Here is a 26228-nt window from a genome sequence, read left to right on the forward strand (position 1 = left end):
CATCGCGCCCTTCTAAAGAGATTTGCCAGTCCATATATCACTACTTCGAGATGGTTTATTTTATACAAGGGCATAGTTACCGATTTTAAACCGAAGTGAAATGTTAGTTAAAATGACTGGGCCTTAGTTCCCTGATAAAGGGCAAGGAGTTACGATTCTTTTCTTTCTCTTGCATTGGATAGACTGCAAAACAACCCCAGCCACTGGCTGGGGTTGTTTTGCTATAGTTTTACGATTCAAGAGCCAATAAACACGATTGCAACAAGATATTGACGCCATTTTCAATCGCTTGTGTGTTAAATCTCATATTAGGATGGTGTAAGCCAGGTAAGACATCAGCGCCTAATGCAAGCATTGTGGCTTTAATTTGAGGCCGCATTAACGTGAAATAATGGAAGTCATCTGAACCGGATGTGATGATTCTAGGCTGAAGCAGGTCAGGCCCCAGTATTTCTTTAATCGCTTGTTCAACCTTTGCTTCAGCCTCAGTGCTAATAATGGCTGCGGGTATGTGGTCCTTGATTTTATAGGTGATTTCAACCTCATATAACGCTGACACATAAGTGATGATAGATGCTAGTTTTTCTTTTATTTCATTCATTACCTCGTTTGTTTGAGCACGCAAATCAAACCCAAATGTGGCGCTGCCAGGAATAATATTTAAATGATCACCACCTGCATGAAATTGGGTTATTTTTACGGATGTTGGAACTTGTGGTTTGGTATGAAGATGCTTGAGGTGCTGCATGATTGAACTACCTACCTCGATAGCGTTTATACCTTCGTTTGGACGCGCACCGTGATGATCATCACCTTTGATCTTACCTTTTACAAACGCGCAAGAACCATGCTGAATGCCTGGAGCGCATTTTGGATAGGGAATTTCATTTTTAGGACGTACATGAACTCCAAATAAATACACAAGCTCATCAACAATGCCCATTTCAACGACCTTAACTGCCCCGTTCCCAACTTCTTCAGCGGGCTGAAAAATAGCTCTCACTGATCCATTAAGCTTTTTTTCTATTTCTTTTAAGCGATGCATTACACCGGTCACAATCGTCATATGAGCATCATGACCGCATGAATGATTTGCTTGGAGGATACCGTTTACTTCTTGAAGCAGACCATCCATATCGGCACGCAGACCAACTTTCGGCTTTCCAGTACCAACATCCACATAAAATCCTGGAATAGATTCAAATGCTACCGGATGAAAGCCAGCTTGTTTAAAATGGTTCATTAAATAATTTGTGGTACCATGCTCATCCCAGCTTACTTCAGGGTGTTGGTGGAGATACTCCCACATTTCTACTAACTCTTTTTTCTTCAATTAGCTCACTCCTATCATCACAGCGGCTACAAGTGCTGCCATGGCAACGATAGACCATAAAAGAATAAGCTTCCAGATAAACTTTGCCCACCGTTCATACGGTATTCCGGCTACAGCAAGATATCCCATTAGTGAGGCAGAAGTTGGGATGATAGAGTTACTGATTGCATCGCCGTATTGATAAGCGAGCACGGCGACTTGGCGTTCAAGTCCTAAAAGATCAGCTAGAGGGACCATAATTGGCATTGTAGCTGCTGCCTGTCCGCTTCCTGAAGGGACAAAGAAATTAATAAACGTTTGAACGAAAAACATGCCGATCACATTTAACGAAGCTGGCAGATGTTGAATGAAAGTGGCTAGAGAGTAGATTACAGTATCTATTATCATACCGTCCTGCATCACAACAAGAATCGTTCGTGCAAAGCCTACAATTAAAGCCCCGAATACGACAAGTCTCATGCCGTCAACAAAGGAGGAGAAGGTCTTATTAATACCAAGCCCGCCAACAAGCCCGCAAAGCAGCCCAATAATAATAAATGAAGCAGCAAGCTCAGTTAAAAACCAATCCCAATTAAAGACACCGTACATATTAATCAATACACCCGTTAAGAGAGCGAGCAGAACAAGAGCATGACGGTTGTTGAAATCAGCGATTTGACTACGTGCTTGTTCAGCATCCGCATCTACCGTATGTTCAAGATCATACATAACGGATGACCTCGGATCGTTTTTCACCTTTTTGGCATAACGTAATACGTACCATACCGCAAGAACGAGTATTAAAATATAAACAATTGAGCGAAAAGCAATTCCTGAAAAAAGCGGTACTTCAGCGATCCCTTGAGCAACTCCTACAGTAAACGGGTTGAGCATGCCTCCTATAAATCCACTAGCGGCCCCGAGTGTAATCATAGCGGTTCCGACAATAGAATCGTAGCCAAGAGATCTAGCAATGGCAATCCCGATTGGTACAAAAATAATACTTTCTTCAGACATACCCGTAGTAAACCCAAGAACCGAGAAGGTGAACATAACCATTGGTATAATTAACATATCTTTATTTTCTAATTTGTGAACCAGTCTGTTAATACCAGAATCAATGGCACCGGTAGACCTGATGACCCCAAAAGCTCCGCCGATTAAGAAGATATAGAAAATAATCGTCGCTCCGTCTTGCATACCTTGAGGAATAGATTTAAATAATTCAAAAAAAGTGATCGGATTCTGCTCAACTGACTGGTAACTGTTGTCCACTACAACGGTTCTTCCGTCCACTTCTTGACGCTCATATTCGCCTGCTGGGATGATATATGTAGCAATAGCTGCTAACACAATGACAGCAAAAATAATCGCATATGTGTGGGGTGTTACCCATTTCCTTTTATCGTTTCCCATTACAGCATCATCTCCTCAGACCGAGTCGTCAATTCTTTAATTACATCATCATCTACGTTAATTCCTAGACCAGGTTTACTTGTTATATTGGCATAAGGGAGAGAGTAGGTCAGGTCCCCAACATCTTTTGTGAATTTCGTTGGCCCTGAGATTTCGGTGGAAACGATATTCATTTTTGCTAGAGCGACATGAAAGCCTGCTGCTGAAGCGATGGATGATTCAACCATCGAGCCAATCTGACAATGAATCCCGAAAAGTTCTGCTTGGGTGGCTAGTTGATAGGCAGGATAAATTCCGCCGCTTTTCATTAATTTAATATTAATATAGTCCACAGATTGATGTTCAACCAATGTTCGTAAGTGCTGGGCATTAATTAAGCTCTCATCTGCCATTAAAGGAGTGAAAGATGATTCTTGCAATCTTTGAAACATAGATAAATCCATTTGGGCAATAGGCTGCTCAACCCACGTTACATTATAGGGTTCAAGCTTTTTAATCATTTGTTTTGCCTTCTGAAAGGACCCCCAGCCTTGATTAACATCCACACGAATGAGTAGGTCCTCACCGATTGCATCTCTTACGGCTTTCACACGAGCAACGTCTTTTTCTGAGTCAATTCCAAGTTTCATTTTGATTTCTTTATAGCCGTTGTTACGAGCTTGGATCGCTTTCTTTGCCAGGACATCAGGTTCAAGAATACTAAATACTTCTGGAATCATAGGCTGATCCTTTTTTCTGCCGCCAAGTAATGAATAGACTGGAAGGTTGCTAGCTTTCCCTAAGATGTCATAACAGGCAATATCAACAGCAGCTTTAGCTGCACCATTTCCTACAAGGGCAGCATTCATAAGATCATGGATCTCCATAATATTACACGGGTCCTTACCAATAATAGCGGGGATCAGCTGATACTTTAAGGCATCAAATACACTATGGACTGATTCCCCAGTTACATGCTCATCAGGCACGCTTTCTCCGTAGCCAATGATTCCTTGGTCAGTGTACATTTTGATAATAATCGCGGGCATCTTATCATAGCTCGCATAGGAAATAATAAATGGTTCATTTAGTGGGAGCTCAATCATATGCACATCCACTTTGAATATCCTCATAATTATTACTAACCTCCTTATTTTTGTCGTTTTGATGTCGTTAATTATAAAGTAATAGAATTCGAGTGAGGTGTCAAACTTTTCTGTTAATAATTTCGATCATAAAAAACGAAGGTATGATTATACCTCCGTTGCTGTTCTAATTTGTTTTTCAATTTCTTCTTTTAAAATATACACTTTTCGTGGTCGGCCTGATTGGCTGTTTTGTTCTAGTCCTCTTATTTCAATAATGTGAGATTCATAAAGACGTTTAATAAAACGTTCGGATGTACGTGTTGATACTTTTGAATAGGAGGCATAATCATTTACAGTAAAAGGCTGATATTGATGCACTCTTATAAAATGAAAAAATCGATTGAATGTATTTAGGGTTATATTGGTTTTCTTCATCAAGCCATGAAGCCATTTATCGGTGACTCTGACTGGTTTTTCTTTTACAACCCCTCTTATAGGGCCTTTCAATTTTTTATCTTCAGTCAACAAGTAGCCGTTGCTTTCTGTGGGAGAGGTCTCTTGTTTCGCTATTTGCATGGCTTGTTTTGCATGCTCTTCTGCTTCATATAAATGACGGCCGTATCCAATGCCAATCTGAAACGGAGTTGTGAGTTTGTCTTCAAGGAATTTAATCCAAGAAGAGTCATTCACCATTAACAGATGTTCCTTAACCATACCTACGGTTGAATAGAAAGTTGCTGTCTCATGTCTGGTTAATGATGAAGTTTGATGCTTCGTAGTAAGTGTTTCAAAGAAAGAAGATAGTACCGATTGCATATGAGAAGTAATCTTACTATCTGGGAAAGAGAGCGAAATTACAGCAGGCATCCCGTCTTTGAGGCGGGAGAATTGAACTTGTTTAGCAGCATCCTTCAAGGTAGTTTTTAAGGTTTGTTCTGTGTCAATCATATAAATGACAGGTACGGCCGCTTCTTTTAACAAGTCATGAACATAATGAAGGCTCGTGATGGCCATTTTGGTTTTGCCTGATTTGAATAAGTGAATATGAAAATCGGCTATCTGCAAAAAGGATAATTCTAGGTCTTCTTCATCTGAATAGATCCATTTATAGTCGTACACCTGGTCATCATTGAAGGAAAGCTCAATCTCCTCTGCTACGCTATGTAATACATTTCGATCTGGCAGGTCAATAGATAACTGTTCAACCTTACAGGAGTACTTTAGGACGCAGTGAAGTAAAGAAGCTGCCACCATATATTCATGGAAGGGCGCGATCACAACTTGTTTGTCTGTACGAATGAACTTATCTCTAAAATGAAAAGGAACAATTCCTGAAAAACAGATAACGTCTGTTTCTTCTATGGCCTTTCTATGCAGAAGCTTGATCTCATCAGGCGTTTGATAGGGATAAATGTTTAATGAAATCTCAGGTAAGGTTTCACTGATTTCTCGTGCTTTAATGGAGGAGTGCTCAGAACCAATAAATCCTATTTTTACAGTCAATTGATCACCATCTTTCCTGCTGATAAAAGATTATTTACTGTTATTGTAACGAACAAATGATAGAAGAGCTAGAACGTCTATTTGTTATAATGATATGGTATGATTTGGATGTGGTAGTATCGATTTATGTCTAGAAATTGCAGAAAAAGGTTAAAGGACAGGAGGTGGAATTAGGTGAGGAGATTGTATGACAAATATGTCCTTCAGATGTGGCTATTAACAAAAAGAGATGTGAAGGAATGTAACGAGCTAGCAGAGCAAACGTCATCTAAGACTGGTAAAATGTATTTCCGCGGACTTAAGATGCAAAGCATGATGTTTTTACTTGTTTATTTTTTCCCTCTCGTATGGTTGATGTTTGCATGGATCGTAGGATTCCCGCTGCTTATCTTAGAGGAAGGATTTGTTATGGCTTTGGTACTTTTAAGTGTTTCAACGATTATGATGTTATTGTTTGTAACGATTGTTAGAGCCGGTCGTATTCATTTGTACAGCAAAGTGAAACAGAATGTAATCGACAAGTACATAGATTAATGGTACAAGGTCCTTATTGTTATAAATGTGTTCAGTGCCTCTTTAATCTTGCATAGGAATGGATTAAAGGGGGAGTTTTTTATGCGAACATTTAAATATAAACCCCGAAAAAAGAGAGGGCCTTTACCTTTTAGGTATGTTTTTATTTTATCTATAATCCTATTTGTCGCCCTAACGATCTGGGGGTTATGGATCATTGAAAAAGGAATTAAACCAACGCTCTTACAAATTGCTACTACTGAAACAAGAGTCATTGCGACACAAGCGATAAATGATGCTGTGTCAAAGAAAATTGTATCGGAACTTGATCAAGCAGAGTTATTTATAATTGAAACAGATGCCGATAATAAGGTAACTTCTATGCAGTTTAATACTCAAGTTTATAATAGGGTCTTATCAGAAGCAACGAACAGAGTACAGCGACATTTGAAAGCGATTGAACATGGTGAACCATTTGATATTTATAGTGGGAGTGAGGGGGAGGTCCATACGTCAGATGGGGGTGTAGTGTATGATATTCCTCTTGGGCAAGCAACAAATAATGCACTACTAGCTCAAATGGGTCCAAGGATTCCTGTTCGCTTCTCGGTCATTGGTGATGTGAAAACTGATTTCCATAGAGAAGTGATAAATACGGGCATTAATAACACCACACTGATTTTTGGGATAGATATAACGGTGGATGTTAAAATTGTCATTCCATTTGCAACAGATACACAAGCCATTCACACCGTCATTCCAATCGGTGTCCGAACGATTCAAGGAGAGGTTCCGGAGTATTATTCAGAATCTGGAGGGATGATTGTACCCGCTGTTTCTGCGGGCGAGTAAGCTAAAATCAAGAAATAAAGTGTTGCGGCGAAAGATTCCTCTTAATAGTAGGAATCTTTTTTTATTTCAAGTGTAAATGCATGCAATGTTACATAACATCTGATAAAATGAATATTAAGTAACATCGTATGAGGTGAGTTATGGAATACGTAGAACCGATTAAAGAGCTCAAAATGATTGAAGAAATCAAAAAAATCTTAAAACAAAAGTCTAAGAGAGATTACTTACTATTTGTATTTGGTATTAATACCGGCATCTCAATCAGTTATCTCTTAAAAATGAAAGTGGAGGAATTATTTACTGAAGGGACAGTGTCGGAATATTACTATTTAAAGGAAAAAGGTGACTGTGAGAACAAGCTGTTTTATATAAATTCAAATGTATTAGATGCATTGCTTATTCATATTCATGATGCGGGTTTAACAGAGGAAGATTATTTATTTAAGTCACGCAAGAATAATCAGCCCATTACAAGGCAGCAGGCGTATCGAATCATTAATTCAGTTGCTAGAGAAGCTGGAATGACGGAGAAAATTGGTACTCACACCTTAAGAAAAACCTTTGGGTATCATGCATACAGAAAAGGTGTGGCCATCTCACTCCTTCAGAATATCTTCAATCATTCTACTCGAGCTGAAACGCTGCGCTACATTGGAATTGATAAAGATAATGTGAAAGTAAGAATAGATGTTAATTTATAAATAAGGCAATACCAGGGGGACGGACATGCATGTTAAGTTCTATCAATATTGATTATTTTATTTTGTTAATGGCACTACTGCTCATTATCGGGGTGTTGACGACTAAATTCTCCACTCGTCTTGGTGTCCCTGCCCTAGTATTATTCCTACTTGTAGGGATGACCATGGGTAGTGATGGGCTTGGCTTTATCCCATTTAATAACCCTTATCTTGCTCAGCTCATTGGAATCATAGCACTTGTTGTAATCTTGTTTGAGGGCGGTTTGCAAACAAAATGGTCAGCTGTTAAGGCTGTGGCAAAGCCTTCTTTATCACTAGCTACCATAGGTGTTTTATTAACAACGATTGTAGTGGCCGTTGCTGCGAAATTTATTTTTGGAGTTAGTTGGTTAGAAGGATTTTTATTTGGAGCGATTGTCGGCTCCACGGATGCCGCTGCTATTTTTGCTGTGTTGAAAGGCCAAAATATTAAGAACAATCTAAGTGCCACACTAGAAGCAGAGTCTGGGACAAACGATCCAATGGCTGTTTTTCTTACCTTATCCTTTATTCAACTACTTACAATAAGTGAATCCTCCTATATTATGCTGATTGGCTCATTCTTCTGGCAAATGGGGGCTGGTCTAGCATTAGGATATGGCTTAGGACTTCTTGCAAGTTATGCCATCAATAAAATTAATCTGGACTCAAGTGGTTTGTATCCTATCTTTGCTTTAGCATTTGCTTTATTGACTTACAGCTTGAATGATTTGATTGGCGCTAGCGGCTTATTAGCTGTATATGTAGCTGCTTTAGTTATAGGAAATCGTGATTTAACCTATAAGCATTCAATTTTCAGGTTTAATGAAGGCTTTGCGTGGATGATGCAAATTTTAATGTTTGTTATTTTAGGGCTGTTAGTCTTCCCAGCACAACTTTTATCATTTGATATTATCGTAAAAGGATTCTTACTTGCTTTAATATTAATCTTTGTAGCTCGTCCTATTGCCGTGTTTCTATCCACTCCTCGAATGGGGTTTAACACACGAGAAAAAATATTCTTATCGTGGGCAGGCTTAAAAGGGGCAGTCCCTATTGTATTAGCCACCTTCCCGATGACAATGGGTGTGGAAAACAGCCAGTTGTTCTTCAATGTTGTCTTTTTCGTTGTGTTAACTTCAGCACTTATCCAAGGATCAACCATTTCATACTTTGCTGAAAAGCTTGGATTAAATGGACCTGAAAAGGTAGAGCCGCCACATACGTTAGAGCTCGTCTCGATTGGGAAAGCTAATGCAGAAATCATAGAATTTGCAGTGAATGAAAATATGAAAGTGACTGGCCAAGCGTTGAAAGATCTTGAATTACCTAATGATGTATTAATTAGTGCAGTGATACGAAATGGTGATCTCGTTACCCCTCATGGAGAAACTGTGATTAAGCCTGGTGATATTCTCTATATTCTTGTTGCCAAACAAACGATCAAAGCATTAAAACGTTTAATGAATGAAAAAAAAGAAGAACAAAGCTTATAGTCAAAAAATAATAGTTGAAAAAGCGTTTCTGCAAAAGGCAGGAACGCTTTTTATGTGGAGTTAATTCAATTGGCAAGGAGGAAAAGCATGGACATCTTGGATAGTGACAAAATCGTACTGTTTAAGAGCAAATTGAGAGTGGTAAAGGTATTCTAGTACGAGGAGTTTCTGATCTGAGGTTCCGCATAATATACCGGATGTTCCTGTTCCATTCATAAAAGAGACCCCGATTGGCTGGTTCGTCAGGTAGGGAACCTTTTGCAGCCATTGCATGAAGATCACTCCTTTTTATACACATCCTATGTGCACAAAAGTAAGGAGTGCCTATGAATTTTCACAAGAACCACTGAGAGTATTTGTGAATCAAATAATAAGGGATGAAATAGGAAATAAACGTTTTATTTAAATTCCAGTCGTTACCATATGCAGCCCTGCCAATCCATTTCATGATAAATTCAAGAATGGTTGTAAAGCATGTAAATACGAGGATCCATGAGGAAGCTGATTCCTTGGTTTTCATAATTAAATAAACCATGATTGAAGAGAACACTGGATACAATCCGAGATTAAGCGGCATTGTAGTTAGTACCTGATTTTTCTTTAGCACAGGCTTCAGCACCCAGAAATGATGACGGTCTCCCCAGACACATAAAATCGTAGCAATGACTGTTGCAAAGGGAGTAATCTTATAGAGAATCATTTTATTTTTCTTTCTAAATAATAAAGTGGCAAGGATCCAGGGGATAAAAAAGAAATAGAAAATATTTACTCGCATATAAATCACCTCAGTCATAGCGTCTCACCTCACGAGTAAATTATGCTGAGGAATTGCTTAAAAGGCTAATAAAGATTTGAAGGCCACTAATCGATAAAAACCCGCCTGCTTAATACAGGACGGGCCTTATCATTGTCATTCACATTGTCATTTGCTTATTGAAGAACGGCACCGATCTCAAGAAGAGAATCTTTATTCATCTCTTCTCCAGATGCCATTAACTCGATATACACTTCATCTTGCGACCAAAAAAGAAAGTGCATATCAAACATGTTCATATAGTGGCCTTCAAAGTCTTCTGTAGAGACTGGCTCTGACTCTTCAAGCATTTCTGTTTTGTCAGTTGTTAAAGAGATCATTAAATAATCCGTTCCATCAATGTAATGGATCGTAGCCATGTCCATATCCTCAAAATAGGTTGCCTCTTCGAATTCAAAATTCTGAGGGATGCCTTCTAATTCTGGAATGGAGAAAGGTGCTGCTTCTTTTAACTCTTCTAGTGTTAAAGATTCGGGCATGAAATCGTCAATCGTAAGAACTTCTGCATCTTCTGGTATATCAAATTGGAAAAGGGTTTCATCAATGTCAATATTGTATTCAATATGTGTATATTCAACGGAAGAAGAAAATTCATCACTAATCCACATCATCTTAAGCGGCATATAGGTTTCTTCATCTACCCAAATATCATAATTGACTTCGCCTAGAAAATCCTCTTCTTCTCCTTTTTTACTAGCCAGCGCCAAGTGAATCGTACTGCGTCCGGCAATCGTTTCTTTTCCCATTACAGTCACATCTGTCGAATCAAGCATTTCAGTCAGGATTTCGCGGATGATCTCTCCCTCGCTAGGAGTCTCTTCAGCTAATTCATCTGATGTTTCAAAGACAGTTACCGTATTTTCATGAGGATCGTAGGACCATGATTCTTTGCCATTAGAAATATGAAGATAACCATCTTCCATTTCTGTACGATATTTGTCAGGTTTAACATTCCATTCTTTATACGTCGAAGATTCATTCTCATTTTCATTATTTTCCACTTTAAAATTAAAGGTGGAGGAAACCTCAGCATAATAGCTTTCTAAGTTCTCTTGGGCTTCAACAGCCTTTTCAATAATTTCGTCAGTATCTTCAAGAGAGCATCCTGCTGTAAAGAAAATGGCAGTTGCTAGCGTGAAGACAGCTTTGATTTTTTTCATAATTTTTCACCTCATTTTTGATTTATCTAACTGAATATAACTATAAAGAGGAAAAATAAAGAAAAAGAAAGGAATTTATAAAGAAAGTATGAAGTTCCGAGGAGGTCTTTTATCGAATCACATAATTTACTATAATAGGAAAATAGAGAAATGGATGATAATTCATTAGAAGGAATGAAGAGAATGACAGAGACAATTCTCGTAATAGAAGATGACCGAGAGATTAGTAAAATACTAAATGAATACTTAATTCGTGAAGGATATAAAGTCGTTATGGCTCATGACGGAGAGGACGGGTTGAGACGCTTTGCTTCGATTCATCCCCATCTCCTCTTAGTAGACTTAATGCTTCCTAAGGTGGACGGGTTTGAAGTGTGCAGACAGGTGCGTCAACAAAGCGAGGTGCCGATCATTGTTGTAAGCGCCCGTCAAAGCGATATTGATAAAATACATAGTTTAGGGCTAGGCGCAGATGACTACATCACAAAGCCGTTTAGTCCGCTTGAGCTTGTTGCCCGTGTTAAATCCCATTTAAGACGTTATCACCGTTACAACGGTCTAAAGGAACAAGAGAAAGTGCTCAACTTCGATGGGTTAACGATTAACACCAATCGTAGAATAGTAGAAAAAGACGGCAAGCCGCTGACCTTAACGATGAAGGAATTTGAACTTCTGCTGACACTTGCTGAGGCTCCGGGGCAAGTCTTTTCTAAGGAACAGCTGTACAACCGAGTATGGAAGCAAGATGATGCGGATGATATTCGTACAGTAACGGTTCATATAAAAAATGTACGTCGAAAGTTAGGCGACGGCAGTAAGCACCCCCGATTTATTGATACAGTGTGGGGGATCGGTTATAAATTTATAGGTCAAAAACATGAAGATTCGTAACTGGCTTCTTCTCCTTTTATGTGTCGTGATGGTGGTCCCTTTTGTATCGACTTATTTCTTTATCGGCTACGTAAATGATTGGATTGAACGTGAACAATTTCAAGAATATATAGATACCTCTATCCGCATTCATCATCTTGCCTCCACCTTAAAAGAAAATCCTCGTCTTTATCAGTTTCCTCCAGTAGATGAAGAAGCCCTAGCGGGTGAAGTCAATGAGGATGAAATTGTACATATTTATTCAAAAGATCGCCAAGCCCTTTTAAATATTAATGGGCAGACGTTATATACTGGTGCCGTCCCTGCAAACCAATTAATGCAAGGCTTATACGAAACAGAGGAATCCCTTTCTCATTTTACGTACAAGGAGCCAGTGTATTATGAAGATGAGATCATTGGCTATTTTGAAATTAAAAAAGAGAGAACAGAATTGATGAAACAAATTGATCGAGGCTCTATTTATACGGTTCTTTTTATGATAAGCGTGCTTATTTTAACATTACTGATTACGCACTTCTTAGTCAGGCGGAGAATCGTAAGGCCTGTGACTACTCTAGTAAAAGAGATGAAACATTTTGGGGCAGGAACCTTTCCAAAGAGGAAAACGGATTACGGAATGAATGATGAATTTAGTGAGCTGCTTGAAGGGTTTTATACGATGAGTGGGGAGATTAAAGAGGTTCAAGAGGTTAAGCAAAAGCTCATAGCTGCCATTTCGCATGATCTGCGCACCCCTTTAACTTCTATAAAAGCATATGCAGAAGGATTAGCTCACCATCCCGAGAAGCAAGAAGAGTACCGGGATGTGATTATTAGAAAAGCTAATTACATGGAAAAACTCGTGGAAGATCTTCTTTTGTATTCTAGGCTTGAGATGAACAGTTTGGAGTTAAATAGACAGGTCGTTGATGGAGAAGAAGTAGCAGAGATGTTAGTGGATGGATACGCGGAAGTGTGTCATCAAAATGGGATTGAACTCATCACTCAAATTGATGTCCAACCATATGACATTCTTTGTGATGTCGATCGCCTAGTTCAAGTGATGGATAATCTTGTGACCAATGCAATCAGGCATACGAAAACAGGGAAAAAGATTGAATTAACGGCCACGACTAAGCGAGATCTCCTGCCGTCAGATGTGCCGGTAGAAGATGGTTGGGTTTATTTCATCGTACAAGATGAGGGGTCAGGTATAACGAAAGAAGACCTTACTCATGTGTTTAAATTATTTTATCAAGCAGACAGTGCAAGAAGTAAGGATCGGGGAAAGGGAGCTGGACTTGGTCTTGCCATTAGTAAACAACTAATCGAGCTGCACGGCGGTGTGATTGGTGCTGCTTCTACATTAGGGGTTGGCAGCTGCTTTTATTTCGCCTTAAAAAAAGAAGAATAGCGGGGGGAAAAGATTGAAAAATGTAGCAATTAGTGTGTTGAGTATACTCCTTATCATAGTAAGCGGATGTCAGATGAAAGGGTTAAGCGGTAATGAGGTCATGGCAAGTATGCTTGAAGCAAATCAAACGGCGATCTCTTATTATATGGAAACGGATTATCAGGGAAATGACGGCGATCCGTTTACTATGAAAGAGTGGCGGATGGCGGATGGCAAGTTTCGTACAGAAATGTATGAAGGAGAGAAACTTGTTTATGTTTCGCTTTACAGTGACATTGGACATGTCCTGCTAGATTATGAAGAAGAACAGCTGATCACGTATGATTCACCGGAAACGGCATCTTATTTAACACAGACACCTCGTGAGTCGATGATGCAGATGCTTGAAGCAATGCATGATCATTACGACATTAAAGTGAAAGAGGAAGCCAAGCTTCTAGATAGAGAAGTATTTATACTAGAACTTAGTTCAAAACAAAGTGATAACGATGAAATGGAGCTTTGGATTGATAAAGAAAATTGGGTCCTGCTGAAGACGGATTTTGTATTTGACGAGGAATGGATGACAAGTGAAGCAGCTGCTTTTGACATAAATCCTAAAATGGAAGAGTCGCTCTTTATCATTGATGATATGATTGATTTCGAACCAGTTTCTCTAAATGATCTAGTTACAAACGAGATCATTGACTTAGAAGAGGCAAAGGAGAGGGCAGACTTTGACATTTTAATCCCCTCGGCAGAATATCATTTTCATGAGGCGACTACGTATCCTAGGCCAGAGGATGAAATGGGAGTGACACTTACTTACAGTGATGCAGATGGAAGACATCTTTTCTCCTATGAGGTATTTAAACGGGATGAGCCGCTAGCAGCTGTCTTTGGAAATGAAGAAGAAATAACGGTTAGAGAATCCCCGGGCTTGTTAATTTGGGATCATTCACTAAAAATGGTTGCATGGCAAGAAGACGGCGTGCAATACAGTTTTTATCCTGAAAATGACCTTGTGACAAAAGAAAAAGCACTGCAAATTGTAGCAGGGCTAAGATAGATAAGGAGGGAGCAATGACATGATGTGATGGCTCCCTTTTAAATACTCTAGTAAGAGATGTTCTAAATAGATAATAAGGTAAGGAGACTTCATGAAACTATACGGTGAATTTTCACAAGTGGATTGGCTGAATGCACTACAAATAAGTAAAGCTGATGTTCCTTCTTCATTCATCATCCACGGGGAATGGGAGCATGAAGAGAACATCACTCAATGGAGAGATATATTAAAAGAGGAAATGCAGCTGCCGAAGTGGAATAGTGTAATGGGCAGACACAAGGGGGCGCAAGTAGGTTTTGCCAATGTATACGGAGCGCCTATGGCTGCAAATATCGTCCATCAGTTTGCGGCTAGCGGGACTGAAGTCTTTATTCAAACAGGCTATTTTGGCGGCTTGTCCTCAGAAGTTAAGTATGGAGATATTTTCATTGTAACGGAAGCTGTGATGGGGGACGGGGTCTCAACTTCCTATCTGCCTGGCCAAATAACGGTGAAGTCAGATCCTGAGCTTGTTGCTTTAGCTGTGAAGTATTGTGAAAACAAAGGGTACAGCTATACTACTGGTTCTATTTATTCAACTAACACTCTGCTGCTTGAAACAAAGGATCTGATCAAAGCATGGGCTAGTAAAGGATGTATAGGAGTAGATATGGAAACGGCCGTGACCATAGCAGCGGCTCAGTACTTTAATAAACGAGCTGTAGGTTTGTTAACTCTTTCTGATCATTTAATAAATGGTGACACCCTATACACTTATACCGAAGATCGTGAAGCGGTTGAGGTCCTTACAGATGAGCGAGTTAGAGAAGTCGCCCTGTATCTAGCGGCAGGAGAGTGAGGTGATTGAATGGAAGATATGTATCTATTTATCATAGTGATTATTGCATTATCACTCATTTATAATGGATATAAAAGAAAAAAGAATTACGATATAAAACGGTTAGAACTAGAATTAGAACACAAGAAGATTGATCTTGAAACAAAGAAAATAGACTATGCCAGACACGTGAGTAAAGATCAAAAGCATGTTTAAGGGAGCATTTCTGTCACACAGAGATGCTTTTTCTTAAGGAATGAAGAATGGGGATGAATCATGAACAAACGAAAAATAGCTATGCTGCATTTATTACTTCATGCCGGAGAGATTAAAACAAATCAAAGCCTCATAACACAAGCCGTACAAAAAGCAGCTGAAAAGGGAGCAGAATGGATTATTACTCCAGAGCTAGCTGTCAGCGGGCTTCAGTTTACAAAAAAATGCGGCATTGATTGGATTCAGCAGCAGCCAAATGAATGGATGTCTAGTTTAATGGAAGTGGCTAAGTCTTCAGAAGTAAACCTTTTTATAGGGGCACCTGAAAAAGATCCTGAAGGGGAATTGTTTAATTCAGTATTTGTCATTAATCGAGAGGGGCAGCTGATCGGAAGACAGAGGAAGCGCTCAAGTGTGACGGATGATTGGTCCTCTTCAGGAGAGCGTCTTCAACCAATAACAATTGATCATGTAAAAGCTGGTATTCTCATTTGTGCTGATTCCTACACAAAAAAGAACGCTGTAGCTCTTAGAGATAAAGGGGCGGAAATCCTTATTGCTCCCTCTTCCTGGGGACCGGGGCTGCATGGGCCAAATGGAGAGTGGGAAGCTAGAACAATAGATACCGGTCTGCCGATGTTTGTATGTAATCGTACAGGGGAAGATGAGACCGTTACTTTTTGGGAAGCTAAAAGTCTAGTGATTGATCATGGGGTACACTTGCTTGCCCATCATTCAAGAGAATCAGCGATATTACTGTTCGATTGGGATTTTGATAAAAGGGAGTTACTATCAACAGAATTTGAGGTTGAATATATCATTTGAAAATTGAAACCTTATTCGATGTCACCCGTACATACAAGGTAGGGTGACATCTAAAAAAGAGGAGCTGCCGTGATGAAAAAATCACCTTTCATCTTATTATTGACTTTCGTACTGCTCATAACTTTAACTGGTTGCGGGAATGATTTAACTTACTCTGAAGTCTCGATTGATCATGTAGAATCCAATCTAGATGCATTCATTCAACAAGCAGAACCAGAGAACGGGATTTATCTCTTCTTCCATAATGAGGACAGCTTTTATGTCTACGTAACGAGCGGTCATCTCACCCAAGGAGAAAGACCTTTGCATATTTCTAATTTTAACGTAGAGCGTGAGGGGGATGTATTACACATTTATTATGAAGAAGAGCAAGCAGAAGAAGGGTCTAATAACCACCGTTTGTATCTTGTTAAGTTGGATAAACCAATTGAGGAAATCAACGCATATAAAAATGGCGAGGACATTCCATTTGCAATGGTAGGCGGCAGTTAGTTCACGTTTTTGTTATCATTTGTGCACCCTTTATTAGATAGTCGTGTTAAACTAGCACATATTAATGTAATTGGAGGATGAAGAATGGGAAAACGATTATTATTATTAATTGTCACAAATATTCTCGTTATGACGACCATCGTCATTGTTTGGTCACTCATAACGACCTATACGGGAATAAATGGATCATTCCAAACAGGTGCTCCTGGTATTGGAATTGACTTTATTGCGCTTGGTGTATTCAGTTTGCTTGTAGGTTTCTCAGGGGCATTTATCTCCCTTGCAATGTCACGTTTTGTTGCAAAAATGATGATGAAAGTAAAAATTCTAGATCCTGATGGGAATTTGACTCACGAAGAACGCACAGTGGTAGAGAAAGTGCATCGTCTATCACGTGCTGCAGGGCTGGCTCATATGCCGCAGGTTGGTATTTATCCATCTGCAGAGGTCAATGCTTTTGCTACAGGCCCATCAAAAAAACGTTCGCTTGTTGCAGTTTCGCAAGGATTATTAAATACAATGGATGATGATGCAGTAGAAGGAGTTATTGCTCATGAAGTAGCTCACGTAGCGAATGGAGATATGGTGACGATGACGCTCTTGCAAGGGGTCATTAATACATTTGTTGTATTCTTCTCGCGTATTGTAGCGATTATCGTTTCAAGATTTGCACGTGAGGAATTACAATGGATTGTTCAGTTTGCTGCTATTATTATTTTCCAAATCCTCTTCTCTATCCTTGGAAGTCTTGTTGTCAGTGCGTATTCGCGTCACCGAGAATTCCATGCTGACCGCGGGGGGGCGGATCTTGCGGGACGTGACAAAATGGCACATGCCCTACGTTCACTTAAAGCATATGTAGACCGTGCGAATGTACATGATCGTACGAATGACAGTGCTGTTCAAACGATGAAAATTAACGGAAAAGGTGGAGTGATGAGATTATTCTCTACTCACCCAGACCTTGATGAGCGTATTGCACGTTTAGAAGAGCGTTAAAAGTAGAAAGCGAATCCTATAAAAGGGGTTCGCTTTTTTTAGTCTAAAGGCTGCTATAATAGGATTAAGCCCATTTTAAAGAAGGTATTGACATTTTAATGAAACCGCTATATTATATACCCATATAGGTATTGAGAATCCTGAACAATTTCACTAATTGGTATATTTTTTTACCTATTCATATACCATATTAGGTATATGAATAAGTGTGTATAAATTTATTACTAGGAGGTTTTATTATGACAGTTAAAGCAATGCTTGCTAAAGAAGTGACAGAAAAGGTATTGAACAAAGGGAATTTATTTATTTTTGATGTACGTAATGTAAGTGATTTTGAAGATTGGAAAATTGAAGGGGAAAACTTCGAGTATTTGAATGTTCCATATTTCGAGCTTATTGATGGAATTGATGAAGTGAGAGCAAACATTCCGCAAGATAAAGAAATCCTCGTTGTTTGTGCAAAGGAAGGCTCATCTATGATGGTTGCTGAAATGTTATCAGAAGCTGGGTATGATGTTTCTTATTTGAAAGGCGGAATGAAATCATGGAGTGAGTATCTCTATCAAACAAAGGTATATGAAGATGAAAATATTTCTGTCCATCAATTTATTCGTGTAGGGAAAGGCTGCTTATCTTACATGGTGGTTTCAAATGGTGAAGCTTTAATTGTAGACCCTTCCCGTTTTGTTGAAGAGTATAAAGAGGCAGCAGCTGAACTCGGGGCTAAAATAACTCATATTGTGGATTCGCATCTTCATGCTGATCATATTTCAGGTGGGAAAATTCTAGCTGAACAAACAGGGGCGAACTATTATCTAATGAAAAGCGAGGGCGCTGTGTTTGATTTTGAACCACTAGAAGATCACGATAAAATTGAATTCCACCAAGTGAAACTTGAAGTATTAGCAGTGAAAACTCCTGGCCACACTCCAGGAAGCGTTTCTTTCTTTGTAAATGATGCATTACTTTTCTCTGGAGATACGATTTTCGTTAGCGGGTTGGGTCGTCCGGACCTAGGGAATAAAGTTCGTGAGTGGGCGAATGATTTGTATGACACAGTTTACACAAAAGTTTCTGATATTGCTGATGATGTATTCGTTCTTCCTGGCCACTATGCTGACTTTGATGAAGAAATGAATGAGGACGGCTATATCGGTGATACACTAGGAAATATTCGTGAACGCAATGAGAAAATGTTTAACGCAACAAGAGATGCTTTCTTAGATAATGTAGAGAAGTCTGCAAGTTCAGTAAAACCTCCGAATTTTGAAGAAATTGTGGGGATCAACCGTGGGGTAGAAACTGCTGATAAGGAAAAAATGCAAGAGCTTGAAATCGGACCAAACCGCTGTGCCGTTCATCATGCAGATTAATTTATAGTGAAAAACCCTCTCTACAACTATGTGTAGAGAGGGTTTTGGCTAAGAAACTTGCTTTTATATTGTGGTAGATTTTATATAGTAATGAATACCCCTTGCCGTTCTGTGTTACGATAAAAAATAAGGACAAAAAGGAGGGGAACGGATGAAGGATTTAACTACAATTGAAATGGTAGATGAGTTTATACAAGAGAACAAATTTAGTTTCGTCTACGTATCAAGGACGAATTGCAGTGTATGCCATGCCTTGCTGCCGCAAGTTAAAGAAGTATTGTCGGAATTCCCGCTGATTAACCAAGGATTCGTAAATGCGGATCAACTAGAAGAAATAGCTGGCAGGTTGTCTATATTCACAGTTCCGGCACTGCTCCTATTTATCGATGGAAAAGAGACGATAAGAGAAGCTAGATTTGTTCCAATCGAAACGTTTGAAGAAAAGGTTCGAAAGGTTTATCAACTTTCTACTGCTGATTAAACTCTCCGCTTTGAACTCAATAAAAAAGCAGCTTCACACAATGGAAGCTGCTTTTTTTTATATTCTCTCAAACCCTTCAGCCTCTAAGTAATTTACAGCTTCCCTGTAGGTCGTAAATGTCCCGTCTAAGCTGTCATCATCAGCATATACATTCCACATATCTTCTTCTTTAAGAATAGTAAGAGTCACCGTATTCTCATTTATCCATGTTTCCTCTAATGGTTCGTCGGTCACTTCCTCTTTAGGAGTTAGTGAAAGAATTGATTTACGGATCGTCGCACGCAGAGCTTTCTCAGTGAAGTCACGAATATTGACCATACCCTTGTCATTGGTCGTATACCCAGTCATTCTCCCTGCGTACACAAATCCGTTTCCATTCGGGTGCAAGTGGTAAACAACATTCTTATTGTCATATGAGCTTTCATTGTAATGAAAATTCACTCGGCCAAGAGAGACATCTTTGCGCTCAAGCTCCGGAAAAGATTCAATTATCGCTAGTTTTTCTACAAAAGTTAACATAGTGCCTCCATCATCTATCGATTGGTTGTTGAAGGCTTATTATACCATAATTTTATCTCTGGATTTTTCTTTAGCAACATTCGTATAAACTCGGCTTCATCCTCTGGGGAGATCGTTAACACTTTTACCTTGCCATAGCTGAGTTCTAATCGGTCGATAGAAAGGGCAGGTGCGGAAAATGGATTCTTCGTTTTCCTAAGGCCATTAATTTCATGTATAAGGACGTTTTTCTTAAACGGTCCGCATACGACTTTTAAGGTAGTGTCCTCTATGATATAGCCAGTCTTAAACCAAATCCATGCGATAAAAACAGCAAGGAGAGACGTAATAAAAATCTCAAAGACTTGAGTTAGAGGACTTTGGTCAATTTGTATAGATAAAATGGGAGTGATAATAAATAAGAGAATCACACCCCACAATAAAATAGTCAGCCACGTATCTTTTTTTGAAGGGAAATACAAAGTTCTCGCTCCTTTCGCATATAATAGTATACGCAGAAGGAGCAGGCAGGTTTCATTTAATAGCGGAGTAAGGTTTTAGAAAATACCTCGAATAAAGCCCGTGATTAATCTTGGGATAAATAGTACAACATCACCGATGAAGCCAATCGTGGTGCTCAGCAGCATGTCCTTATCTTTCTGTTGCTCGCTCATCTTATCAACTCCTTTAATTGCTTGTTAAATTATACCATGTAATCTTGTGGGGTTATCAAGCGTTGACAACTTTCTTAAGGTGTCATACAGTAAAATTAATTAGATGACAGGTGGTGACCCAATTACATGAAGTACTAATCCTATTTTAGAAAACAACCAATTGAAGGCATGTTAAAGCAGGTGTGTTCCCTGTTTTATTTATTGATGCCTCAATTATCGTTTTCAGGATAGGATTGGTCTTCTATAGTTGGAATAACATCAATAATAGTCTCTATTATTTGGTGCACCCTGCTATACGTATGCCTCCTATCCTGAACAAGGATAGGAGGCTTTCTTTGTCTCCAAGTACATTATAGAAAACGGAGATGGTGTCATGTTGCTAGAAGCAAGCAATCTAAAACATAGTGTAGCGGAACGAACGTTATTTACCATTGAGTCTTTAAAGATTGAAAATGGTGAGCGTATTGGCTTAGTTGGACCTAACGGTTGTGGGAAAACGACTTTATTAAAAGGACTGGCCGGAGAGACTGTATTTGATAAAGGCAGCGTCATCAAGCACAGTACATGTGAAATATTGCCGCAATTAAAGCGGACAGACGCGATTAAAAGCGGGGGAGAGGTAACTCAAGAATACATTAATCAAGCATTGCTGAGGGAACCTAAGCTCCTGTTAGCTGATGAACCCACCACTCACCTAGATACAGATCATATTGAATGGCTGGAGGAGAAATTGAAAAGGTGGAAGGGAGCTTTAGTTATTGTTTCTCACGATCGTGCATTCTTAGATGCAGTATGCACAAAGATCTGGGAGCTAAGTGATGAGAAGTTAAATGAATTTAAAGGGAATTATACGGAATATGTTAAACAAAAAGAGATTCAAAAGCGTAAACATGAGACTGATTATGAGAAGTACGAAGAGAAGAAAAAACAACTGGAATCTGCATTAAAGGCAAAAGAACAGAAAGCAAAAAGAGCGACGAAAAAACCAAAGAATATTAGTCGTTCAGAAGCCAGTATTACTGGAGCTAAACCTTATTTTGCAAAGAAGCAAAAAAAACTTCAGCAAGTAGGGAAATCAATAGAAACAAGGCTTAATAAGCTTGAAAAAGTTAAAAAGCCCAATGAACCTGCCGAGCTGAAAATGACGCTGCCTAATGAAGATCGATTTAATGGAAGGATTATGATTAGAATAAAAAACCTGCTAGGCACCGCTGGAAGCAAGCTCCTCTTTGAAGCGAACAGCTTTTACCTGTGCGGAGGGGATAAGGCAGCTGTAATTGGACCGAATGGCAGCGGGAAGACCACATTTATTAAAAAGTTGATACAAGCAGATGAAGGAATCAAGCTCTCACCATCACTTAAATTTGGCTATTTCAGTCAAGATCTCACTATTCTTAATCTAGAAAAGACCATATTAGAAAATGTGAGTGAAGATGCTATTCAGAATGAAACTCTTATTCGTACAGTTCTGGCAAGACTTCACTTTAAAAGGGAGGATGTCCACAAGCCAGTCAAGGTGCTTAGTGGAGGAGAACGTGTGAAGGTAGCATTAGCAAAGTTGTTTGTAAGTGATATCAATACTCTTATCTTAGATGAACCAACCAACTTTTTAGATATGCAGGCAGTAGAAGCTTTGGAGTCTTTGCTTCAAGAATATAAAGGAAGTATAGTTGTCGTTTCACATGACCGCCGTTTCCTGGAAAATGTGGCGACAAAGGTAATTACGATTGAAGAGAAGCGGCTGAAATATTTTGGTGGACCCTATAAGGAGTATCAACAATATGAGTCAAAAGAAGAAAGAGATACTAGCGAAGAACAGGTACTTATTCTAGAAACAAAAATATCTGAAGTTCTAAGCCGTTTAAGCATGGACCCGACAGAGGAATTAGAAAGAGAATTTCAAAAACTGATTGAGGAGAGGAGAAAGCGTAAAGGAAACAAATCTTGAAAAAGAGGAGGAAGCTTGAGGTATTTTAAACCGTCAAGCTTCCTCTTTTTTAAATCATGCTTATGGAGAGGGTTCATAAAAGTGTCAACAAATATAGCGACAAAAATTGATTTTGTTTTTGTTTTTCAAATTACTGTAATCTATTAGGATGAATATAAATTATTATTTCAAAATAAATAATTTATAGAGACTAGATTGTATCATCACGTTGCACAAAGAGAAGTCAAGAAATGAGAATGAAAGCGTCATCAAAGGTAATCTATTTGCTGTTAAAATAAAACTAAACAAGGGGGATGTAGCTTATGTATCTTGATGAGAGGAGCAACTCAATTTTAAAAAAAGTTGTCAGTAATCCAGATATATCCAATAAAGAATTGGAAAATAAGTATCGTTTGTCCCGAAGACAAATCAGTTATAGCTTCAGTAAAATTAATAGCTGGCTAAAGGATAATAATTACCCAACTATTACAAGAACGAACAGTGGTAATTTTATTGTCAATCCTATATTAATTGATTTATTTGCAGATAACACAGAAAATAATTCACCAACTCAATATATTCCATCAGAAAAGGAACGTGCTGAGTTTATTATCTTAATACTTTTAAGCAGTGAAGAAGAGTTATCGCTAATTCACTTTTCAAGCGCGCTTCAAGTTAGTAAGAATACTATTTTACGAGATATGAAAGCAGCTCAAAAAATGGTGAACCAATATCATTTGGAAATTGCATACTCTAGAATGCATGGCTATGATGTGGTTGGAACAGAGTGGAATAAACGGAGGCTGCTTATAGATGTTTTAAGGGGAGTCTTTAACATCTATAAAGGAGAAATCTATATTCAACAATTTGTTCAAATATCTTCTGCTAATATTGAAAAAATAAAGGAACAAATGGTTGAAGTTGAAAATCGTTTAGAATTAAAGTTTATTGACGAACGAATTAAAATACTACCTTATATTATTGCAGCTCTATTAAAGAGAATTAAGAAGGGCAATTTATTAAAAGATTCCTATCATATACACTACGATGAGTTATCCGATACAAAAGAATTTGAGGCAGCGGAAATTTTAATACAAGATATAGAGAATATCCCGAAGGAGGAGAGGTTATTTATTACGCTTCAACTTTTAACCTCTAACGTATTAACATCCCAATTTCTAACGGAAAGTGAATTGCCTCACTTAAAAAGAGCTTTAAAAGATAGTTTAGAGTTATTTGAGAAAAAAGCATGCATTATTTTTAAGGAAAAAGACGCTCTTTTAGATAGATTAGTATTGCATATGAAACCTGCATATTACCGAATCAAATATGCTCTTACAACGGAATATTCAATACTTAATAAAGTGAGCGAAGAGTTTGAAGCTATTCATTTCATCGTAAAAGACTCAATTAAGCCGTTCAAGGATTATATAGGAACCGACATTCCTGAAAATGAAATTATGTTTATCACTATTTTTATTGGTGGTCACCTTATTAATAGTGGGGAAACGATTTCTTTTAAGAAAAAAGCTGCTGTTGTATGTCCGAATGGAGTTTCAATTTCAAGACTGATGGAAAATACTTTACGAGATTTATTTCCTGAGTTTTATTTTTATCAAGCATTTTCGATCCGTGAATTTGAAAAATTAGATTTAGACTATGATCTAGTATTTTCACCAGTCCCTCTACAAACAGAAAAACATCTCTTTATAGTCGATCAATTTATAACAGATTTTGAAAAGAGGCAGTTGAGACAGAGAGTAATGCAAGTGATTTTTGGTTTGAATTCTTCTGTTGTGAAAATTGACCAGCTCATGCACGTAATTGAAAAACATGCAGATATTCATGAAAGACCAGGCCTTGAGAAAGCACTTCAAGAATATTTTTCACTTAAAGTCGCTACTGAGGAAACCTCAACAAAGAAAGGGGAGCAGTTAACTGATTTTATTACATCAGATACTATCCAGGTAATAGAATCTGTTTCAAGTTGGCAAGAGGCACTCTCACTAGCAGCTGCACCTTTACTAGAGCAAGGAGTAATAACAGAGCAGTATATTACAGCTATGAAAAATCAATATACAGAAATGACACCTAATATAGTTCTTAGATTAAATGTTGCTATTCCTCATGCTCGGCCTGATGATGGGGTTCATAAAGTGGGAATGAGCTTACTAAAAATCAAGGAAGGACTGCTTTTTAAAGAGAATGAGAGAGTACATTTAATCGTAGTTATTGCAGCAGTCGATAAGAATCAACATTTGCAAGCCCTACTCCAACTAATGAAATTAGCAGAAAAGAATGAAGTTATTCATGAGATAAAGAATGCTGAAGATGCAGTGAACATTCATCAATTGATCAAGACTGCCCTGTAGAAAAAATTGGAGGTAATTATATGAGTATTCCAACGGTGCTAATTGCATGTGGAGCAGGTATTGCTACTTCAACGATTGTGTGCGAAAGAGTTGAAACGTTATTTAAGGAACAGAAAGTTCGTGCTCAGGTCATCCAATGCATGATTTCAGAGGTTTCATCCCTCCAGGACGGAGCAAGTTTGGTGATTTCGACAACCATTCTTCCGCGAGCCTATAACATACCTTCAATCATTGCAACAGCTTATATATCTGGGGTTGGTATGGAAGAGCTGGATCAAAAAATACTGAATCTTTTAAAAAATTAGCAGTAATAGGAGGAGCTATGAAAGCCGCAGTGTTGCATTCAGAGAATAGGATTATCTATCAAGAAGTAGATATTGATCATTGTAAGGAAGATGAAGTAAAGGTACAAGTAATGGCAGCGGGTATTTGTGGATCTGATACCCATAAATTAATGACAGAGTGGAAGTATAGTTTGCCAGCTATTATGGGTCACGAGTTTTCAGGCTTGGTAGTAGAAAGAGGGAATGCTGTTACAAATGTTGAGGTTGGTGATAGAGTTGTCGCCATCCCTTTTACCCCTTGTAAGAAGTGCAGTTATTGCAATAGAGGAGAGTTCTCTTTATGTGAGAATCATGGAATGCTTGGGTCGAAATCACCTGGTGGATTTGCTGAATACGTCAATATAAAAGCAACTAATGTATTACCTATAAATGGAATTGATTTTGAGGAAGCTGCGATGATCGAACCTCTCGCAGTAGCTTTACATGGTGTGCTACATATACATCCTCGAATTGGGGATAAAGCAGCTGTTTTTGGAGTTGGAACAATTGGGATTCTAGTTATTCAATGGTTGAAGATTGCTGGAGTAAAAGAAATTATTGCAATCGACATATCCGATGAAAAATTAGAAGAGGCCAAAATGATGGGGTGCGAGAGAACAATTAATCCTCTAAAAGAAGATTTAGTAGAAACTGTTTTATCATACACCAACGGTGAAGGTGTAGACCTTTCATTAGAATGTGCTGGTTCCAAAGTGACGCAAGAACAGTGTCTTCTTGTTACTCGTAAAAAGGGTAAAGTGGGGTATTTAGGCATTGCTTACTCTGATGTACTTTTAAAAGAACGCGCCTTCGAAAGCATTTTTAGAAAAGAATTAACACTTAAAGGATTTTGGAATTCCTATTCTGCTCCTTTTCCTGGTGAAGAATGGATAAAGAGTATTGAATATATTCAAAATGGACGGATTAAGTTAAAAGAACTAATCTCACATCGCTACAAACTTAAGGAAACACAGAAAGCATTCGATATGATGATCAACCGAAAAGAAACGTATGGAAAAGTATTAATTCTACCAAATAAGGAGTGAT

The 26228-nt window shown here is 38.4% G+C and carries 27 protein-coding genes; 18 read left to right on the top strand and 9 right to left on the bottom strand.

The genetic code is table 11. From position 1 onward, the window contains the following. Positions 1-229: 229 nt before the first annotated feature. The 4 genes from PQ478_RS04650 to PQ478_RS04665 all read right to left on the bottom strand — a co-directional run bounded on the left by PQ478_RS04650 (position 230) and on the right by PQ478_RS04665 (position 5298). The gene (locus tag PQ478_RS04650; RefSeq protein WP_289235977.1) at positions 230-1333 is read right to left on the bottom strand and encodes an amidohydrolase; all 1104 of its coding nucleotides are present in this window, start codon (positions 1331-1333) and stop codon (positions 230-232) included. Beyond that, entirely contained in the window at positions 1334-2728 is a 1395-nt protein-coding gene (locus PQ478_RS04655; RefSeq protein ID WP_289235978.1) for a YfcC family protein, read from the bottom strand. Then, positions 2728-3840 carry a mandelate racemase/muconate lactonizing enzyme family protein gene (locus PQ478_RS04660; protein ID WP_289235979.1) on the bottom strand — a complete coding sequence of 371 codons (1113 nt, stop codon included), beginning with the start codon at positions 3838-3840 and terminating at the stop codon, positions 2728-2730. The genes PQ478_RS04655 and PQ478_RS04660 overlap by 1 nt, the downstream gene beginning before the upstream one ends. Positions 3841-3960: 120 nt before the next feature. After that, complete coding sequence (locus PQ478_RS04665; RefSeq protein ID WP_289235980.1) at positions 3961-5298, bottom strand: hypothetical protein; 1338 nt, start codon at positions 5296-5298, stop codon at positions 3961-3963. Positions 5299-5472: 174 nt separating this feature from the next. Between PQ478_RS04665 and PQ478_RS04670 the strand changes: the two genes are divergently transcribed. From PQ478_RS04670 to PQ478_RS04685, 4 genes are all read left to right on the top strand, one after another. Further along, positions 5473-5832 (top strand): hypothetical protein, encoded by a 360-nt coding sequence (locus tag PQ478_RS04670; RefSeq protein WP_075683904.1) that lies wholly within the window; start codon positions 5473-5475, stop codon positions 5830-5832. Positions 5833-5913: 81 nt separating this feature from the next. After that, positions 5914-6663: a sporulation protein YunB gene (gene yunB / locus PQ478_RS04675; protein ID WP_289235981.1), complete on the top strand. Its 750-nt coding sequence runs from the start codon at positions 5914-5916 to the stop codon at positions 6661-6663. Between the two features lie 140 nt (positions 6664-6803). Beyond that, positions 6804-7364, top strand: coding sequence for a tyrosine-type recombinase/integrase (locus tag PQ478_RS04680; protein WP_012957876.1), 561 nt, complete (start codon positions 6804-6806; stop codon positions 7362-7364). A gap of 29 nt (positions 7365-7393) precedes the next feature. Then, entirely contained in the window at positions 7394-8878 is a 1485-nt protein-coding gene (locus tag PQ478_RS04685; RefSeq protein WP_012957877.1) for a potassium/proton antiporter, read from the top strand. A gap of 60 nt (positions 8879-8938) precedes the next feature. On the opposite strand, the gene PQ478_RS04690 is transcribed toward PQ478_RS04685, so the two are convergent. The 3 genes from PQ478_RS04690 to PQ478_RS04700 all read right to left on the bottom strand — a co-directional run bounded on the left by PQ478_RS04690 (position 8939) and on the right by PQ478_RS04700 (position 10852). Next, positions 8939-9151 carry a hypothetical protein gene (locus PQ478_RS04690; protein ID WP_012957878.1) on the bottom strand — a complete coding sequence of 71 codons (213 nt, stop codon included), beginning with the start codon at positions 9149-9151 and terminating at the stop codon, positions 8939-8941. Positions 9152-9212: 61 nt separating this feature from the next. Next, entirely contained in the window at positions 9213-9671 is a 459-nt protein-coding gene (locus tag PQ478_RS04695; protein ID WP_289235982.1) for a CBO0543 family protein, read from the bottom strand. A 137-nt stretch (positions 9672-9808) separates the two neighbouring features. Then, complete coding sequence (locus PQ478_RS04700; RefSeq protein WP_289235983.1) at positions 9809-10852, bottom strand: LolA family protein; 1044 nt, start codon at positions 10850-10852, stop codon at positions 9809-9811. Between the two features lie 150 nt (positions 10853-11002). Here PQ478_RS04700 and PQ478_RS04705 point away from each other — a divergent pair, with 150 nt between their 5' ends. The 10 genes from PQ478_RS04705 to PQ478_RS04750 all read left to right on the top strand — a co-directional run bounded on the left by PQ478_RS04705 (position 11003) and on the right by PQ478_RS04750 (position 19387). Beyond that, a complete protein-coding gene (locus PQ478_RS04705; protein ID WP_217694096.1) occupies positions 11003-11743 on the top strand; it encodes a response regulator transcription factor in 741 nt (246 codons plus the stop codon). Then, positions 11730-13136 (top strand): HAMP domain-containing sensor histidine kinase, encoded by a 1407-nt coding sequence (locus PQ478_RS04710; protein WP_289235984.1) that lies wholly within the window; start codon positions 11730-11732, stop codon positions 13134-13136. The genes PQ478_RS04705 and PQ478_RS04710 overlap by 14 nt, the downstream gene beginning before the upstream one ends. 13 nt (positions 13137-13149) lie before the next feature. After that, positions 13150-14184, top strand: coding sequence for a LolA family protein (locus PQ478_RS04715; RefSeq protein ID WP_289235985.1), 1035 nt, complete (start codon positions 13150-13152; stop codon positions 14182-14184). Positions 14185-14275: 91 nt separating this feature from the next. After that, positions 14276-15022, top strand: coding sequence for a nucleoside phosphorylase (locus PQ478_RS04720; protein ID WP_289235986.1), 747 nt, complete (start codon positions 14276-14278; stop codon positions 15020-15022). 9 nt (positions 15023-15031) lie between these two features. Continuing rightward, positions 15032-15217 (top strand): hypothetical protein, encoded by a 186-nt coding sequence (locus PQ478_RS04725; RefSeq protein ID WP_289235987.1) that lies wholly within the window; start codon positions 15032-15034, stop codon positions 15215-15217. Positions 15218-15277: 60 nt separating this feature from the next. Next, the gene (locus PQ478_RS04730; protein ID WP_289235988.1) at positions 15278-16042 is read left to right on the top strand and encodes a carbon-nitrogen hydrolase family protein; all 765 of its coding nucleotides are present in this window, start codon (positions 15278-15280) and stop codon (positions 16040-16042) included. A 72-nt stretch (positions 16043-16114) separates the two neighbouring features. Then, positions 16115-16534 carry a hypothetical protein gene (locus tag PQ478_RS04735; protein WP_289235989.1) on the top strand — a complete coding sequence of 140 codons (420 nt, stop codon included), beginning with the start codon at positions 16115-16117 and terminating at the stop codon, positions 16532-16534. Positions 16535-16618: 84 nt separating this feature from the next. Continuing rightward, a complete protein-coding gene (gene htpX, locus PQ478_RS04740; protein ID WP_012957887.1) occupies positions 16619-17533 on the top strand; it encodes a protease HtpX in 915 nt (304 codons plus the stop codon). Between the two features lie 239 nt (positions 17534-17772). After that, positions 17773-18906 carry an MBL fold metallo-hydrolase gene (locus PQ478_RS04745; RefSeq protein WP_289235990.1) on the top strand — a complete coding sequence of 378 codons (1134 nt, stop codon included), beginning with the start codon at positions 17773-17775 and terminating at the stop codon, positions 18904-18906. A 151-nt stretch (positions 18907-19057) separates the two neighbouring features. Next, the gene (locus PQ478_RS04750) at positions 19058-19387 is read left to right on the top strand and encodes a thioredoxin family protein (RefSeq protein ID WP_012957889.1); all 330 of its coding nucleotides are present in this window, start codon (positions 19058-19060) and stop codon (positions 19385-19387) included. A 57-nt stretch (positions 19388-19444) separates the two neighbouring features. Here PQ478_RS04750 and PQ478_RS04755 read toward each other — a convergent pair whose 3' ends face one another. Both PQ478_RS04755 and PQ478_RS04760 read right to left on the bottom strand, forming a co-directional pair. Next, complete coding sequence (locus tag PQ478_RS04755) at positions 19445-19906, bottom strand: hypothetical protein (protein WP_289235991.1); 462 nt, start codon at positions 19904-19906, stop codon at positions 19445-19447. 14 nt (positions 19907-19920) lie between these two features. Further along, a complete protein-coding gene (locus tag PQ478_RS04760) occupies positions 19921-20367 on the bottom strand; it encodes a PH domain-containing protein (protein WP_289235992.1) in 447 nt (148 codons plus the stop codon). A 565-nt stretch (positions 20368-20932) separates the two neighbouring features. Between PQ478_RS04760 and PQ478_RS04765 the strand changes: the two genes are divergently transcribed. From PQ478_RS04765 to PQ478_RS04780, 4 genes are all read left to right on the top strand, one after another. After that, on the top strand, positions 20933-22507 hold the full coding sequence (locus PQ478_RS04765; protein WP_289235993.1) for a Vga family ABC-F type ribosomal protection protein: 1575 nt from the start codon (positions 20933-20935) through the stop codon (positions 22505-22507). A gap of 302 nt (positions 22508-22809) precedes the next feature. After that, positions 22810-24858, top strand: coding sequence for a BglG family transcription antiterminator (locus PQ478_RS04770; RefSeq protein ID WP_289235994.1), 2049 nt, complete (start codon positions 22810-22812; stop codon positions 24856-24858). A 20-nt stretch (positions 24859-24878) separates the two neighbouring features. Next, positions 24879-25163, top strand: coding sequence for a PTS sugar transporter subunit IIB (locus PQ478_RS04775; protein WP_289235995.1), 285 nt, complete (start codon positions 24879-24881; stop codon positions 25161-25163). Between the two features lie 17 nt (positions 25164-25180). After that, a complete protein-coding gene (locus PQ478_RS04780) occupies positions 25181-26227 on the top strand; it encodes a galactitol-1-phosphate 5-dehydrogenase (protein WP_289235996.1) in 1047 nt (348 codons plus the stop codon). Position 26228: the final 1 nt, after the last annotated feature.

The sequence above is a fragment of the Alkalihalophilus pseudofirmus genome (assembly GCF_029094545.1).
GTDB lineage: Bacteria > Bacillota > Bacilli > Bacillales > Bacillaceae_D > Alkalihalophilus > Alkalihalophilus pseudofirmus.

What these genes read in the sequence shown, in the direction of transcription:
- PQ478_RS04780 (WP_289235996.1), top strand. Translation starts at nt 25,181, where the DNA reads ATGAAAGCCGCAGTGTTGCATTCAGAGAATAGGATTATCTATCAAGAA.
- PQ478_RS04775 (WP_289235995.1), top strand. Translation starts at nt 24,879, where the DNA reads ATGAGTATTCCAACGGTGCTAATTGCATGTGGAGCAGGTATTGCTACT.
- yunB (WP_289235981.1), top strand. Translation starts at nt 5,914, where the DNA reads ATGCGAACATTTAAATATAAACCCCGAAAAAAGAGAGGGCCTTTACCT.
- PQ478_RS04660 (WP_289235979.1), bottom strand. Translation starts at nt 3,840, where the DNA reads ATGAGGATATTCAAAGTGGATGTGCATATGATTGAGCTCCCACTAAAT.
- PQ478_RS04735 (WP_289235989.1), top strand. Translation starts at nt 16,115, where the DNA reads ATGAAAAAATCACCTTTCATCTTATTATTGACTTTCGTACTGCTCATA.
- PQ478_RS04680 (WP_012957876.1), top strand. Translation starts at nt 6,804, where the DNA reads ATGGAATACGTAGAACCGATTAAAGAGCTCAAAATGATTGAAGAAATC.
- htpX (WP_012957887.1), top strand. Translation starts at nt 16,619, where the DNA reads ATGGGAAAACGATTATTATTATTAATTGTCACAAATATTCTCGTTATG.
- PQ478_RS04750 (WP_012957889.1), top strand. Translation starts at nt 19,058, where the DNA reads ATGAAGGATTTAACTACAATTGAAATGGTAGATGAGTTTATACAAGAG.
- PQ478_RS04755 (WP_289235991.1), bottom strand. Translation starts at nt 19,906, where the DNA reads ATGTTAACTTTTGTAGAAAAACTAGCGATAATTGAATCTTTTCCGGAG.
- PQ478_RS04730 (WP_289235988.1), top strand. Translation starts at nt 15,278, where the DNA reads ATGAACAAACGAAAAATAGCTATGCTGCATTTATTACTTCATGCCGGA.
- PQ478_RS04690 (WP_012957878.1), bottom strand. Translation starts at nt 9,151, where the DNA reads ATGCAATGGCTGCAAAAGGTTCCCTACCTGACGAACCAGCCAATCGGG.
- PQ478_RS04745 (WP_289235990.1), top strand. Translation starts at nt 17,773, where the DNA reads ATGACAGTTAAAGCAATGCTTGCTAAAGAAGTGACAGAAAAGGTATTG.
- PQ478_RS04725 (WP_289235987.1), top strand. Translation starts at nt 15,032, where the DNA reads ATGGAAGATATGTATCTATTTATCATAGTGATTATTGCATTATCACTC.
- PQ478_RS04685 (WP_012957877.1), top strand. Translation starts at nt 7,394, where the DNA reads ATGTTAAGTTCTATCAATATTGATTATTTTATTTTGTTAATGGCACTA.
- PQ478_RS04655 (WP_289235978.1), bottom strand. Translation starts at nt 2,728, where the DNA reads ATGGGAAACGATAAAAGGAAATGGGTAACACCCCACACATATGCGATT.
- PQ478_RS04770 (WP_289235994.1), top strand. Translation starts at nt 22,810, where the DNA reads ATGTATCTTGATGAGAGGAGCAACTCAATTTTAAAAAAAGTTGTCAGT.
- PQ478_RS04695 (WP_289235982.1), bottom strand. Translation starts at nt 9,671, where the DNA reads ATGACTGAGGTGATTTATATGCGAGTAAATATTTTCTATTTCTTTTTT.
- PQ478_RS04710 (WP_289235984.1), top strand. Translation starts at nt 11,730, where the DNA reads ATGAAGATTCGTAACTGGCTTCTTCTCCTTTTATGTGTCGTGATGGTG.
- PQ478_RS04700 (WP_289235983.1), bottom strand. Translation starts at nt 10,852, where the DNA reads ATGAAAAAAATCAAAGCTGTCTTCACGCTAGCAACTGCCATTTTCTTT.
- PQ478_RS04720 (WP_289235986.1), top strand. Translation starts at nt 14,276, where the DNA reads ATGAAACTATACGGTGAATTTTCACAAGTGGATTGGCTGAATGCACTA.
- PQ478_RS04705 (WP_217694096.1), top strand. Translation starts at nt 11,003, where the DNA reads ATGGATGATAATTCATTAGAAGGAATGAAGAGAATGACAGAGACAATT.
- PQ478_RS04765 (WP_289235993.1), top strand. Translation starts at nt 20,933, where the DNA reads ATGTTGCTAGAAGCAAGCAATCTAAAACATAGTGTAGCGGAACGAACG.